We start from the raw sequence: 15,312 nt of genomic DNA on the forward strand, positions 1-15,312 counted from the left end.
TAGAATGAATCCACGCATTTCACGTCCGGAAAAGCATTTTCAAATTATTTAGCAAATAAATAAATCAATTGAAATATTAAAAGTTAAATATAGGCAATTAATCGAACGCTCAATTAATTCAGGGTATGAAATAATCACTACACATAAAATTAATAATTATTATGCTTATGAGATACGTCTTTACTAGCAAATTTCGATATAAACTCTGTTAGAGATTAATCTATCTAAATTTCCAAGCCCAGAAATGTTTATAAGCGTGCAACCTTGATTCTCTAAAAATAGAAAATGGTATATATTGCTTTATAAACTTACAATAATTTTGCAGAAATATATGTATATCAATTAACTATAGCTCTTAATTAACTTACAATATTTCGTTAGTTTGAAAATAATAAATCAACCTGAAAATTACTTTGTAAGTAATTTTTAGCAACCCATTTATAATTAGCCAATCAGATAATTTTGCAATAAAATTCAGCAGCAAAATATATAGATCTACTTATTCATAGTATGCTATACTGATACTTGATTGATGTTGCTTCAGCAAAAAATATCCAAATTAAACGTAGTAAAAATCGTAATTATTAAAACAAGATGTAAAATCTTAAATCAAAATTTGAAATTCCAATTATCAAAGCGAAATATTGGTTTAACAATCAATAAAAGCAATACTTATAAAGCAGCATCATTACAAAATCAAACAATAAAATGCAAACAGAAAATCTTAAAAGCAAATCAAATTAAATACAAAGATAAAAGGAAAAAGAGAAAATAATTTCCCCTTTCCCTAGTCCTGAGCTAATTTATTCATTATTCATTACTTTGCAGTTGTACCTGCTACAGGGTAAATTATTTCTTCTAATGTCTTGAGTAGATCTTGTTCATTGTAAGGTTTAGAAAAATAAGCTACTGCACCAAGTTGCATCGCAAGAAGTTTATGTTTGTTGCTGCTACGAGAAGTGAGCATTGCAACTGGGATATTTTTTGTTTTAGCATTTGCCTTAATTCGTCCTAAAAAGCCATAACCATCGATTCTTGGCATTTCAATATCACAAATTACAGCTTGTACTTCCAATCCAGAATCCAACTTTTCTAAGCCATCTTGACCATCTTTAGCCTGCTCTACAGTATATCCAGCTTTTTCTAGTGTTAAAGCTAAAAACCGGCGAACATTAATAGAGTCATCAACAATCAAGATTTTACCCTTACGGTTGCGAGATGATTCAGAGGATTTACCTTCACCGGAAAGTAGAAATGCTGTTTTTAGCTTGGCTGAAGGTAGTTTATTGCTCCTAGAACTGCGATCTTTATTAACAACTCCATAAAGCAGTTCATTGATATTAACTAAGGGTACTACTCGACCATCACCGAGAATTGTACAGTTACTAAAGCCCTCTGGTAAGTGAATATCTCCTTCCACCTGACGAACAGCAACTTCCATTTCTCCCCACGTGCGATCCACTTGCATTGCAAGTTGTTGATTTCCACCTTTAACGATTAACACGCTGTTAGCATTGATTGCTGCTGGGGTTTCCAAGTCTGGATTATCGTAGCGTACGCAGTTAAATCGCAAATATTTACTTAAACGAATCAATGTTAAATTTTTATCTTGCCAATTTAATAATTCATTCGTGCCCGTCACACTAACTTGTTTGTCGTCCAACAAAAAGATTTCTTCCACTATGTCTGTTGGAAATGCTAACAACATGCGATTACTTTCCACTAACAGTACCCTTGCAACAGAAAGGGTAAATGGTACGGAAAGAGTGAAAGTTGTACCCTGTCCGGGTTCGGTATTAACGGTGATATCTCCCCGGATTTGTTTGAGGTTGTTCCGAACAACATCCATCCCAACACCCCGGCCAGATAGTGAGGTGACTTTCTCACTAGTACTAAACCCTGGTTCAAATATTAGAGATAGGAGTTCTTCTTCTGTCGCTTGCTCTAATAAAGATTTGTCTAAGCCCATGTCTAGGGCTTTTTGGCGAATTTTACTTAAGTCAATACCACGTCCATCATCTCGCATGGTGATGACTGTACGATTACGGCGATGACAAGCTTTAATTTCAATTAATCCTGACTCCGGCTTATTATGTGCAGTACGGGTAGCTGGATCTTCAATTCCATGGTCAAAAGCATTTCGCATCAAATGCATCAATGGTTCGCCCAAGGACTCTAAAATACTACGTTCAATTAAAGTGTTTGCACCTTCGATTTTTAATTGAACATTTTTGCCATGTTCGACACTCATATCGCGCACCGCTCTGGGGAAGCGATCAACAACATCTCCCAAGGGACGCATTCTAATTTGAGTTAATTTTCTTTGTAGCTGTTTGGAAGTTTTATTTAGTTTGCGGGAAATTTGGTCGGTATCTTCAATGCTTAGCTCAATATCAGTAGCAACTTCCTGCACCTGAACAATAGTTTCCATTACTTCCTGAGAAAGGAAATTTAGCTCATTGTAACGATCCATCTCTAAAGCATCAAAACTGCTGTTAATGTTTTGAGCGATCGCATCATCATCCGAGCCGAGCTTGTTATCTTCACCGTTACCACTGTGAATAACTTCATCATCAGATGAAGAAGTATTGTTAAGTCCTTGACTACCAGGTAAAGTTAGTGGGGAAGTACTCAAAGATGTAGAAGACCCAGTTGCTATTTTGTCATATGCCGTACGCAATTGATGGTTCTCACGATCCAAAGTTTGGACTCGTTTATTCAAATTGCGAATTAGCTTACGCAATCTTTCTAATTGCAAATTAAGTCCATTACGCTGAATAACGAGTTCCCCAAATAAATCATTTATTTGTTCTAACTGCTTGCTAGGAACGCGAACTGTGTTTTCTGGAGCGTCACTTTTATTCCCAGCAAAATTATTTTCTGCTTTGTGTTCGATCAGTTTATAGTCTGTAGTGGAAATTTCTTCACGGTTTGCAGCTGCTGAGTGTGTTTCTTCCACTACTTCTTCTGCTGCTTCCTGAGCAAAAGCTGCTTCTAGAGCTTCAAAATCAGTAGAAATAATCTCATCTTCTAGCCATGCAGCATCTGCTTGTTGGCTTGATGCATTGAAAGCAAAATTTTCTTCTTCCTGGGTTTCTGCTTGAGAATTTGTTAATAAATCTTCAATACTAATGTCTATTGCTGTGTTATCTGATTTATTATCGTTTGTCGATACCGTGCTATCAACTGGAGGTGTTTCAACTGCTGAATCAATATTCTCAGAGTTAATAACATCAGAACTAATACCTTCTAAATCGATATCAACTGGCAAATTATCAACTTGATTTGTTAAAACTAAGGCTTGCGATCGCCGCCATACTTCCAATGCAGCTTGAGCTAACTTACTTAAATCTCCATCTCCATCGGTTATTTGAACCCGATTCGCAATGGACTCACATAATTGGGTAAAAGCCGGTAATTCCAGCATTTCTCCCAAACCGCCCAACTCAGCAGCCATTACTGTTAGTTCTTCTTTTAAGCCAGATCGCTGGTCGTGACTCAAAATAGATTCTAGACGTTCCAGACTACCCTCAACTTCGGTTTGAAAAAGCAAAGGTATAATATTTTGACCTTCTTCCGGCGATAGCATCGTTGAAACATCTTCCGGTGCTGGATCGCCCAAACGTTCATGAAGTTCTTCAAATACTGGATAGCAAAAACTTGCTAACCACTGCTCCTCAATCGCATGACCTTCCGAGTGTAAATCTACGATTTGACGTAACCAATCAACGCCAGAGATAAGTAGACTTTGCAACTCAGTATCTATATCTAGGGAACTCTTCCGTGTTTTTAATACTTTGAAACAATCTTCAAGACGATGAGCCAAATCGCTCAAGGCGCGGAATCCCATCATTGCTGCACCACCCTTAATAGAGTGAGCAGCACGCAGCGCAGCGTTAATTTTTTCTAGAGGAATGTTACTACTGGGGTCTATTTCAAGTAATACAGCCTCCAGAGTATTAAGATAATCGGTAGCTTCCTCCAGAAATTGCATCTGGATTTCGAGTTCTTTATCCTGTGACATCGTTGTTGTCCTTAGTCATTATTTATTAATTGGTAGTCATCAGTCATTAGTCAAGCATTAATCCAACATTGACTGTAGACATACATCGACACAACGGACTGGGAGCATGCAGCAAGACAGCAATTTAATTGACCTTGAACGTACCAACAGTTTTTTGTAATTTTTGGGAAATTTTCACAGTTTGCTGTAAAGATTGCCTTACTTGATTTGAAGAAGTACTAGTGCGTTCTGAAACACTAGCAATTTGTTTCATCAACTGACTCACAGTTTGAGAAATTTCTACCTGCGATGTAGTTGCTTGAGAAATAGAGTTTACTAAAGAATCAATTTGTTGGGATACTGTCAAAATCTGATTTAAGCTGTATTTTGCATGTTCGACCACGCGGGTACCTTCTACTACTTGGGCAGTCCCTAATTCCATTGCTTCCGCTAGCTCGCTAGTCTCACGTTGGATATTTTCGACAATTTGCTCGATTTCTTTGGTCGCACCTGCGCTTCTAGCAGCAAGTTCACCTACTTCCTCCGCGACAACTGCAAATCCTTGACCTTCCTCTCCAGCTCTTGCGGCTTCGATTCCGGCATTGATTGCCAGTAAATTAGTTTGCATGGAAATTTGGTTAATCAATGCTACCACGCGGGTAATTTGTTGCATTGATTCACCCAAACGCTTGACTTTTTTTGCTGTATCGCCAACAGTTTGACGCAAATGTACTATGCTTTGTACTGTTAAATCCATTGCTTCGCCACTTTGTGTCGCTGTTTGGGAAGCATTTTTTGCCACTGATGCGGCTTCTTGAGCGCTTTGGGCGACCTGTTGCATGGATTGATTCATATTATCCACAGCATCCAGAGTATTATTAATCTCTGTTGCTTGGGAAAGTGCTTCCTCTGCTAATTCTCGAATAGCACCTTCATTGGAACCAATAGCTGTATTTACTTGGGTTGCAGTATCTTTGACTTGGGTAACAATTTCTCGCAAACTTTCCACAATTGAGTTGAAAAAGTCAGCAACAGTACCAATATCTCCTGGTGTTACGTCCGCACGTACTGTTAAGTCACCACTAGCAGCACCTTCTACTTCGCTGAGCAATTCTACTAACTGTAGTTCCAGTTTTTCTTTCTGTTGTCGTTCTTCTTGGGACTGTGACTCAGCACTAATCTGGCTTCTTTCTAATTTTTCTAGTAGTTTCGCTTGTTCGAGAGCATAACCGGTTTGAACTGCAATTTGCTCAAATAAATCAATTTCTGATTTTTCCCAACGGCGCGGGCTTTGACAATGGTGAGCAATTAATAATCCTAACAATTTACTTTCGGTAATGATAGGAGCAACTAAATTTGCTCGAACAGCAAATCTTTCCAATGTTTGCACGTAACAATCTGCTTTCTTCAGAGCGGGATCTTCATAAATATCTTCAATTGCTCTGACTCGACCTTGTTGGTAATTTTTGATTTGGCGTTCTCGAAAACAGGGGTCATCAATTTTTTGTCCGGCGATCGGCACAAATTGGGGATTTACTGATTCAGAGGCTACAGTTCCATCCCAGGTTTCCGGATTGAAAATATAAACGACTACCCGATCTGTATTTAATGCTTGACGAGTTTCGTCAACTATTGTTTTTAAAATATCTTCGGTTGTAAGACTTTTACGGGTTTGTAGGACTATATCTGCTAGCAATTTAGCCGTTGTACTGTCAATTTCTTTTTCTTGAATCAGTGTCTGCAATTGTTTTGCCATTAAATTGATATTGGCACCCAATACCCCTATTTCATCTTCTCCATTTACTTCCAAGCGAGTATCGAGTTTACCTTCCCCGAGTTTTGCTACTGCTGCTGCTGCACTGACAATTGGTCGGGTAGCACGCTTAACCAACAAAGTAGATAGAACCGTTACAGCAGTTGACATGAGTATAGTCCCGAGGAGCATTTGCAACCATAGACTTCTTTGGGGTTCAAATGCTGCTTCCTTATCCCGAGATAGCAATATACTCCATTCCAAACCCGATAGTTTACTTGACGGTATGTAGCTAACAAGTTCCTTGCGATTGTCCCTTGCTCTATCGGTGATGAGTGTTCCAATTTTTTGAGGATTTACCAGTGATGATATTTCTTTATATTCTGTTGTCAGCTTTTTCCCAATTGATTCCTTCTCCGGGCTTAAAAAAATAGTTTGAGAACTATCTACTAAATTATATTCCTGCCCTTGACCGGCATAATTTTTTACAATTTCGTCATTAATAGATGCTACGGGCATTTCAGCACGGATAATATAGAGAATTTTCCCTGTAACTGCATCTTTAATTGGTGCGCCAACGTAAATGTTGTAAATACTATTATCTTTAGATTTTTCTGGTTTGGAGATATGAGTTTTACCAGTTTTACTAATGTATTTAAAATATTCAAAATTACTTTCGTTGCTCAAGTTATTTTTTTGAGATTGGTTATTTTTTTGAGATTGGGCAACTACATTTCCTTTGAGATTGAGAATAGCTATATTACTATAAAAACGACTGTTTTCCCGAAATTTATTTAGTAAACTACTGGCATTATTTGGATTTCGAAAAGTTGGCAAAGTTGACCAAAGTTGAACTTCTCTAACTCGTTCTGACATAAAAAGATTAACTTTTTCCGCTAATCCAGTTGCTTTTGTTTCCTGGATTTTATGAATTTTATCTCTAGTTCCTTTATCTGTAATTTTATAAGCAAAAACTCCTAGGCCTAAGATTGGCAAAGTACCAAAAGCAACTGCTAATATAGTTACTTTTCGTCCCCAACTTATTCCTTGAAAAATATTTCCTGGGCGATTTAAGGAAGATTTATTTTCAACGTTACTATTGGAAGATATGGCGTTCAATTTTGCTTGAGCCTTCGTCAATTTTCCGGATGAAGTAGATGACACTTCCCGACCTGTATTGCCATTCTTAAGATCGTCAGCTTTATCAAACATAAACAGTATTTCCCTGCACTGATGAATCAAGATACTAAAAAATTACTTTTTAGCAATACACCCTAGTCATTGTGAAGAATAGAAGACTGAACAATTGCTCGCGCATCTAGCAATAGTAAGATTTCTTTTTCTTGCATGACGCATCCACGTAAATAAGGAACTAAACTAGATGCAACTTGTCCGACTGGAGAATGAATTAGATCGGGCATAAATCTAACCGTACCAATGATTTCTTGGACTATTAAGCCCAGCAATACTGATTCGACGCGAATAATTATCGCATTGTATTGGTGCAATCTGGTATCTAAGGATTCTAGATTTAACATCTCTGGCAAATCTATTGACCAAATTATTCGACTGCGCCAATTCATTAACCCTAGAATACATGGAGGCATATTTGGCATTGAGGTGATTGATTCCACAGGAATAACAATTGCTTCCTGGGTATATTTCATGGATAAAATACCAAATGTTTGCCGGTTAAGCTTAAATTTGAGATATCCGTCGCCAGAATGGTTTTGTATTTGTTCATTAGCAACGGTTATTTTAGAACTATTCATATTTTGAGCAGATTTATTAATTTGTTACTGACTTAATAGCACGAAGAAGTTGCTCTCGTGTATAGGGCTTTGTTACATAAGCTTTTGCACCTTGTCTCATTGCCCATAAGCGATCAATTTCTTTATTTTTAGAACTGCAGATTACTATTGGGACTTCCTGGGTATGGGGATTTTTCTTTAAGTAACGACACAACTCAAAACCACTCATATCTGGCATGACCAAGTCTGTAATAATTACAGTTGGTTCTTCCACTTTTACCTTTTCAATTGCTTCTTTTGCTCCGGTAGCCTTGAGGACTTTGTAACCACTTTCTTGAAGATAATGACTCATTAACTCCAATTCACTTGGAGAATCCTCAACAATTAGAATTGTCCCTACTGAAGTAACGTTCACTCCTCTAACTCCTAAATTAATAAATCAATTACGTCAAACACTTGTAAATCCCATTTCATTCCATAGTTCTAACTAATATGCTTGAAAATTGCTTTTAGTAGGTCTGATTGGGTAAAAGGTTTGGTCAAATACCCAGATGCACGAACCATTTTTGCTTTTGCCCTATCGATAAATCCAGTCCTTCCGGTTACCATCACAATTGGTAACTCTTTGAAACTTGAGTGCTTTCGCAGTAATGAACATAGCTCATAACCATCTAAATTAGGCATCTCAACATCAAGCAAAATTAGATCTGGCTTGCTACGCAGAATCAACATCAAAGCTTTTACTGGATCGTTAATTGCAACAACTGAAAATGTGTTTTTATCCAGAAAGTGTTTAATGGAATTTAAAACAGTTACACTGTCATCAATACAAGCAATTGTGTAAAGGTTTTTTTTCAGCAGCTTTGGATGGTTGCTGTCATTAATATTTTGCTCTTCAGAATTAACACTTTCCTGAATATTATTATTTGCTGATATTGGTTTAACTTCTGCCTTTGGTTGCACCCTTGGCTGTGTTAATTGTGTTAGGATTTGCGTCTCCCTAGAGGTTTTTGGCAAAGATTTTTGTTGGGAATCTGGCAAAGATTTTTGCTGGGAGTTTGATGAAACTGCAATACTTTTCTGACTTCGCAGTTCCTTTTGACAATACTCAACTATCAGCCGCAAATCCAAATAACAGAATTTTGGTAATTCATCCAAAGGTGTTTGAGTACTGAATTCATATCCTCCTTCTTTAAGACTCAGAAAAGATTGCATTACTTCTTTTGCTAGCTCTTCAATTAGCATCGCTGCTTGGTTAGGAGCAATACACCCCCTATCCACTAACCAGCAAATAGCTTGGTAGTCTGTGATCGCACCTTTTTTTTCTTGTTTTGATTCAAATATTAACCTCACCTGCATCCTTGTGCTGCTGTGAAGGCTGGGAATATTTTCGCTTAGATTTCGTAAGTGGGTGTCGAGCCTATCAAACAACTGATTGGAACAAGATGCATAAGTTAACTTGCCCTCTTCTAGATAAATTAACCAAGAGTCATATTGTGTGAAAACACTTAAGCAGCCTGTAACTCTTCTGCTAGTAAGTTGTGCGAGCAGAGATAGCGGGTGCAGTTTCTGGAAAAACTTGTAGCCACTTGTAGGAGTTGTGCTCATTTTACTTTTTATGCTGACTACTTTAATACAAGCAAGCTCTTATTTTGCTTTGGCATCAACTATCATTTCTTCCTAAAAGTAGATGAAATGTAGTTTGTAATACGAATTTTATATATTCTTTGAACGTAAATTTGAGCTTGCTAGCTTTATTTTAGGATAATCAAATCTCAATTAGATTGTAAGTCGCGGTGATTTTGCTTACTTGTATTGAGATTACCAGACATTTTTGGATAAGGAGTAAAAAAAATGTAAAAACTACATTAAGCAGCTAACTTTATAGCAAAGTGAATTTAATTAATACAGTATTTTTACCATACTTTTTTAAACTAAATAAAAGTTCTAGTGGTGATAATACTGATATTCACTCCGAGATAAATGTCTAGTTAAAAACAAGTTTTAACTGTGGGAGAATTTATTTTATTAATGAATAATCAATAGTTGTAGCTTGCATTCTCTTGATCGATGATTATCAATAATAAATCTATTACAGTCAAGCATAAGTAAAAAAAATACTTCTTATTTTATACATTTAGGTCGAATTACTTTATCCTTTATTGTTAGCGACCATGGAATTTTAACTATAAAAAATTTTAACTTGTGTTCGATATTGATAAGATATTTTTGGTTGGAGAAATAATAAGATACATATATAAACTTATGTGATTTAATTATTTTGCTAAAACACATAAATAAATATTTATTCACAACAATAGGTTTTTGCTTCTAATTTCAATTAGTATGAATAATTTTAATATTTTTGTTTGATGACAGGTATGATTATACTTATGCAATTTATAGGCTTTGATGGCTAAATAAGTAAAAAAATTAATGTTTATTTTTCTTGCACTTTAGAGGTAATTATTAGTAACAGTTCTTTATCATACTGAATGTAAATTATACGGCAAACCGATTAAAATGTACTTTAAGTTACATCTATGAGAATCCCATTATATTTTTGATTTTTATAATTTATGCTATCTTTGCTGGAAAGATGAGTGTTTATAATTTTCTGTAGTGCAATAATTACGACTCTATCCACTAATACATAAAGCTCTTCCGGAAAATTTCTGCTAAAACTATATTCAGGCTTGGTACTTGTAAGAATAATTTTATATTTAAAAAAAATTTTCGACCCTACTAATTCAAAGTGAAATAGTAGGATCGAAATATTGTTGCAAGGTCAAAGGATAAATAATTTTATATCTAGTGTATGGTAGTACCAATTGCAAAAATTATATTTGTATCGCGATTGAAATAGAGTCTTTATCCGACAAATATTCCACTTCCCAAATGAAATGTTGCACTAACCTGGAATACCATGTTCTTGTAATATACAAAAATACTAGATAATCTTTAAGTTACAGACTTCTAGTAAAAAATTGTTATTTAATTTGGAATTGTTCGCTATGGAATATAAATGCGGATGAAAGGACTTGAACCTTCACGCCTTGCGGCACTAGAACCTAAATCTAGCGCGTCTGCCAATTCCGCCACATCCGCATAAGTTTGTGTCTAGAGCATGATAACACTAAACTGAGAAAAAAGTGCATATTTTTTATTTTTAATTGAAAGTTTTTTTATTGCAATCTTTTACCAGGGTTTAATCACATTACAGCGACCCTTGGTAAACGATGCTTAAAGCCACAAACTATTTCCCAAGAGATAGTGTTAAGTTGATTAGCCCATTCATCAGCAGAAATTTTTTCTTTCCCCTGTTGTCCTAACAATGTGACAATTTCTCCTTCTTGTATGTGGGGAACATCACTAATATCGAGAATTAACTGATCCATGGTAATTGCACCAATTTGCTCCACGCGTTTACCACGTACTAACACTTGCATTTTATTGCTTAGGTTGCGCGGAACACCATCTGCATAACCAATACCAACTACTGCGATTCGTAATTCTCTGGGTGCAATGAATTGATAACCGTAGCTAACTCCAGTCCCTTCAGAAATGGTTTTAACTTGTGTCACCCTAGCTTTTACTTGCAAAACTGGTTGCAGATCGATTTTTTCTTGCAAATAAGTTGCAGGGTAAAGCCCATAGATTGCTAAACCGACTCGAACCATATCGTAGTGCAAATTTGGTTCGCGAAGAGTAGCAGCTGAATTAGCCAAATGTAAGCGTGGTCGTTCTATTCCTGTCTGTTTTATTTGAGCGATCGCTCGTTCGTATCTCTGATGCTGTAGATGCATGACTCTAGAGTCCACACTATCTGCAGTCGCCAAATGTGAGTAAACACTAGCAATTTCTAAATGGGGTAAACTTTGGACTAGTTGCACAAAATTTCCTGCTAACTCCCAATTGGTTCCTAACCGAGACATTCCTGTATCCAACTTAATATGTACTGGAATAGAGGAAGAATAATCTATTGAACCCAAAGTCTCTGAAAATACCAAAGCCTGTTTTGGAGAACAAATTGTTGGCTGAAGTTTCCAATAGGCGATCGCGTGAATTTGTTCGAGGGTATGGGTAGCTCCTAAAATTAGAATTGGTGTATTAATTCCTGCTTCCCGTAACTCAATACCTTCAGGAACTGTTGCAACTCCCAACCAATTAGCTCCAGACTTTAATGCTGTTTGAGCAACTGTAACTGCTCCATGTCCGTAAGCATCGGCTTTAACTACCGCCATCAGATCAGTATGTTTTGAAATTAATTGGCGCAATTGTTGTACGTTATGAGACAGTGCTGCTAAATCAATTTCTACCCAAGCGCGTTGAGAAAACCAGGCATAAGTATCGCAATTTTGATGAGAACCAACGTTATTACCTTGTTCGCGACTTAACATTTTTTCATACTCCGCTCGCACCAGTGTTTAGTATTAGTAAGTTTATAGTTGTATTCACGCTATTGTGATGTATTCAGGTCAATCTTGAATTTTTTATTTGCGAACACTTAAACAAAAAGTATTTTTTTGCTTTGTATTTTAAATAACTAATTTTTACTTTCTAGAGTTTAAATGTCACCAAGTATAGCAAAGCATGGGAGAAAGCAAAGTTAGTAACGATAGTTGACAAATTAGATTTGACTGAGATAAGTAAAAAGAAAATCACCTCATCAGCAAATATAGTGTTACTCACTATATAGTTTCTATTCTTAATAACAACATGTGATTTTTTGGCTTGAATAGAACAGGGAGTAGTGGTCTGTCCCATTAGTTTTGAGAGGTTGTAGAAACGTAAGGTTGTAGAAACGTAAAATTTTACGTCTGTCCGGGAGTTTTGACTACAAACAAATACGTCATAATTAATGGGGCAAAGCAGTAGTGGTCTGTCTCATAAATTCTGAGGGATGATAGCAGGTAAGGGAAGATGGGGAAGTGTGGGGAGAAAACAACCCTTATATTCTCATCATTAATCCCTCATAAGTTATCTGGTGGAGCAGTAGGAAATGTCCTAAAATTTATGACTATTGCTATATCTGGATGCTTTCATTCGCAAAGTTTGTTTGGGTATTTGAAATCTCAAATCTCATAATCTTAAAATTTGAAAGTCTAGAATTAGGAAATTTAGCAATTTTTCCAGCTAAGAAGATATTGAGAAACAAGTTAATTAATACACATAAGATGGTGGGTGAGACAGGAGTATATTTATATCCCTAACTCTTCAAAGCTAATCTATACATACTTCTAAAGATTTATGCCAATCAATTATCAACAACACTGTAGAGATTAAAAAATTACGAGATAGAATAAGTATAATTTATTCTCATACCCACAGCAGATAGCATTTGTGTTAATATATGTAAAACTAATACCTTGAGCTGTAATCAATGGGTAAGGTTTTAGTATTAAACGCTTCCTACGAGCCACTCAATATCACGAGTTGGCGTCGCGCTGCAGTATTGATAATTAAGGGTAAGGCAGAGCGAGTCGAACATAACGGCAAGACACTTTACTCTGATTTTTTACTTCCGACTGTTATTCGCCTGCGATATTACGTGAGGGTTCCCTACAAGGAAATTCCTCTTACAAGACGTAATATATTGCACCGAGACAGTTATACTTGCCAATACTGTGGTTATACGGGGGATGAACTCACCCTCGATCATGTTATTCCACGTTCTCGTAAAGGAGGAGAAACTTGGGAAAACATGGTAACTGCTTGCGTGCGCTGCAATGTCAAAAAGGGCAATCGTACTCCTAAGGAGGCTAGTATGCCCCTAAGGAATCCACCACGTCGCCCTTATAGCAGCTTGTACTTTGAGGTAAGCAAACATCTCAAAAGCGGCATGCATGCTGAATGGCAGAAATACGTTATTGGTTTGTGAGGTTTTTAACAAGTGAACGTCTTAGATACTACTTGAGCCTAAGTTCTAGTAAGCAATAAGCAAATAGTTGTGTTGGTCTATTTGTGAAACAAGCTTACCAGTAATCTATTAATTTGTTTACAGCACAAGTGACAAACATATTCGCCTGCCAAAAAATAAAGCCGTTCCCAGCGACTCGATAAATATAGCACATAATGTTTTCGTTCGATGAAAAAAGTTAGATTTTCCAAAAATGGGGAATAGGTTGTGTTGAATTATTGAATGGTATTTGCACGAAAATACCAATAAATTCCCAGAAAAATCTTTTTAGCGGGGGCTCAAATCACATCGTTCGCTGACGCTTTTACTTTGGCTCTATAGCTGTTTTACTGACTACATTTGCGAACACAGGTAAAACAGTGCAATGTTGGTTTGATGATTTGCGACATAATTACTTACTAAGTAATGTAATTCAGTGCAAGTTAACCAACATTAAGAATTTAAATTTGTTCCCTATGCCACTTAACTCTTCTGCAAGTCAGCCTGAAAATCTGCAAACAGCCAAGGATAAATCTTTGGAAGATGTGCAGTTAAAAAAAATCGCAGAGCGAGGCAGTAAATCCAAGTCAAAAAAAGAAGTAAATCCAGACAAATCAGAGACTCCCACACAGTTTTCCCGTGGGAGTTCTATTGCCGAGCAAAAAATAGAAGAATTAAAGAAAATGCTTGGCGCTCATCGGCGCGAACATCATTTAATTGTTTTACAAGATTTTCCCGATCCTGACGCCCTTTCCTCGGCTTGGGCATATAAGTTAATTGCCGAGCAATATGATATTAAGTGTGAAATTATATATGCTGGTACGCTAAGTCATCAAGAAAATATTGCTTTAGTTAAGCTGACAAGCCTACCATCCCAAAGATGGTCGCTACAAACTATTAAAGGTAAAGACTTATCTCTGTACCAAGGTTTTGTTTTACTTGACAATCAAGGTACAACATCACAATTGGTACCAGTGCTGGAAAAAGCAGGAATGCCCCTTTTATCAGTCATTGACCACCATAATTTGCAGGGGGATTTGAAGTCAGAGTTTAGTGATATTAGACCCTATGTGCGTTCTACAGCAACTATCTTCACCCAATATTTGCAACTAGGTCTACTTAAGTTGGATAGTAGTGTTAGTCGGCATGTAAAATGTGCTACAGCATTAATGCATGGTTTGCATTCAGACACTAATCGTCTGATGGAAGCTAAAGAAGAAGATTTCATGGCAGCAGCCTATTTAAGTAGATTTTATGATGCCCAACTCTTGAATGTAGTATTGCAGGCTACTCGTTCCAAGCGAGTCATGGATGTCATTGAGCGGGCTTTGAAAAACCGTATGGTTCAAAATAACTTTTCCATCGCTGGAGTAGGATATCTTCGCTACGATGACCGAGATGCTATTCCCCAAGCTGCAGATTTTTTAGTTACAGAAGAAAATGTACATACAGCAGTGGTTTATGGGTTAGTTCATGACGAAGATGATGAATTGGAGGTGGTCATCGGCTCGTTACGAACAAACAAATTAACTTTGGATCCCGATGAATTTATTAAGCAAGCCTTTGGGAAAGATAGCACCGGGCGCTTTTTTGGTGGCGGACGTAGTAGTGCTGGTGGCTTTGAAATCCCAATGGGTTTTCTATCGGGAGGAAATGAAAACGCTACTTACGCGAAGATGAAATGGGAAGTTTTTGATTGTCAGATTAAGCAAAAGCTTTTGAGATTAGTTAATCCGAAAGATAATCCAATCTCATCTGAGGAATTTTGATTTTTTAAGTAATAGGGAGCAGAGAACGGGGAACGGAAAATGGGAAGCTGGGGGCTACAAAAAATAATTACGCCAAATATATTTGCTATGCAATAGTCAGTTTTTTAGCACAAGTAACAATTGGAATAGTACTTGAG

8 protein-coding genes and 1 tRNA gene are annotated in these 15,312 nt (G+C 36.7%); 2 read left to right on the forward strand and 7 right to left on the reverse strand.

Features of this window, described 5'->3' with window-relative positions:
• Positions 1–817: 817 nt before the first annotated feature.
• The 7 genes from QNJ50_RS08200 to alr all read right to left on the reverse strand — a co-directional run bounded on the left by QNJ50_RS08200 (position 818) and on the right by alr (position 11,907).
• Complete coding sequence (locus tag QNJ50_RS08200; protein ID WP_300633934.1) at positions 818–4,024, reverse strand: response regulator; 3,207 nt, start codon at positions 4,022–4,024, stop codon at positions 818–820.
• A 124-nt stretch (positions 4,025–4,148) separates the two neighbouring features.
• Positions 4,149–6,968: a methyl-accepting chemotaxis protein gene (locus tag QNJ50_RS08205; protein ID WP_300633935.1), complete on the reverse strand. Its 2,820-nt coding sequence runs from the start codon at positions 6,966–6,968 to the stop codon at positions 4,149–4,151.
• A gap of 62 nt (positions 6,969–7,030) precedes the next feature.
• The gene (locus QNJ50_RS08210) at positions 7,031–7,528 is read right to left on the reverse strand and encodes a chemotaxis protein CheW (RefSeq protein WP_300633936.1); all 498 of its coding nucleotides are present in this window, start codon (positions 7,526–7,528) and stop codon (positions 7,031–7,033) included.
• Positions 7,529–7,544: 16 nt separating this feature from the next.
• Positions 7,545–7,922: a response regulator gene (locus QNJ50_RS08215; protein WP_300633937.1), complete on the reverse strand. Its 378-nt coding sequence runs from the start codon at positions 7,920–7,922 to the stop codon at positions 7,545–7,547.
• Positions 7,923–7,990: 68 nt separating this feature from the next.
• The gene (locus QNJ50_RS08220; RefSeq protein ID WP_300633939.1) at positions 7,991–9,115 is read right to left on the reverse strand and encodes a response regulator; all 1,125 of its coding nucleotides are present in this window, start codon (positions 9,113–9,115) and stop codon (positions 7,991–7,993) included.
• 1,418 nt (positions 9,116–10,533) lie between these two features.
• A tRNA-Leu gene (locus QNJ50_RS08225) sits at positions 10,534–10,615 on the reverse strand.
• 104 nt (positions 10,616–10,719) lie between these two features.
• On the reverse strand, positions 10,720–11,907 hold the full coding sequence (gene alr / locus QNJ50_RS08230; RefSeq protein WP_300633940.1) for an alanine racemase: 1,188 nt from the start codon (positions 11,905–11,907) through the stop codon (positions 10,720–10,722).
• A 983-nt stretch (positions 11,908–12,890) separates the two neighbouring features.
• On the opposite strand from alr, the gene QNJ50_RS08235 reads away from it, so the two are divergent.
• Together QNJ50_RS08235 and QNJ50_RS08240 are read left to right on the forward strand one after the other, a co-directional pair.
• On the forward strand, positions 12,891–13,388 hold the full coding sequence (locus QNJ50_RS08235; RefSeq protein WP_300633942.1) for an HNH endonuclease: 498 nt from the start codon (positions 12,891–12,893) through the stop codon (positions 13,386–13,388).
• A 494-nt stretch (positions 13,389–13,882) separates the two neighbouring features.
• Complete coding sequence (locus tag QNJ50_RS08240) at positions 13,883–15,175, forward strand: bifunctional oligoribonuclease/PAP phosphatase NrnA (RefSeq protein WP_300633944.1); 1,293 nt, start codon at positions 13,883–13,885, stop codon at positions 15,173–15,175.
• The last annotated feature ends 137 nt before the right edge of the window (positions 15,176–15,312 follow it).

The sequence above is a fragment of the Mastigocoleus sp. MO_188.B34 genome, from assembly GCF_030065675.1.
Taxonomy (GTDB): Bacteria; Cyanobacteriota; Cyanobacteriia; order Cyanobacteriales; family Nostocaceae; genus Mastigocoleus.

Coding starts and splice junctions, on each gene's coding strand:
- QNJ50_RS08200 (WP_300633934.1), bottom strand. CDS start 4,024: ATGTCACAGGATAAAGAACTCGAAATCCAGATGCAATTTCTGGAGGAA.
- QNJ50_RS08220 (WP_300633939.1), bottom strand. CDS start 9,115: ATGAGCACAACTCCTACAAGTGGCTACAAGTTTTTCCAGAAACTGCAC.
- QNJ50_RS08205 (WP_300633935.1), bottom strand. CDS start 6,968: ATGTTTGATAAAGCTGACGATCTTAAGAATGGCAATACAGGTCGGGAA.
- QNJ50_RS08235 (WP_300633942.1), top strand. CDS start 12,891: ATGGGTAAGGTTTTAGTATTAAACGCTTCCTACGAGCCACTCAATATC.
- QNJ50_RS08210 (WP_300633936.1), bottom strand. CDS start 7,528: ATGAATAGTTCTAAAATAACCGTTGCTAATGAACAAATACAAAACCAT.
- alr (WP_300633940.1), bottom strand. CDS start 11,907: ATGTTAAGTCGCGAACAAGGTAATAACGTTGGTTCTCATCAAAATTGC.
- QNJ50_RS08240 (WP_300633944.1), top strand. CDS start 13,883: ATGCCACTTAACTCTTCTGCAAGTCAGCCTGAAAATCTGCAAACAGCC.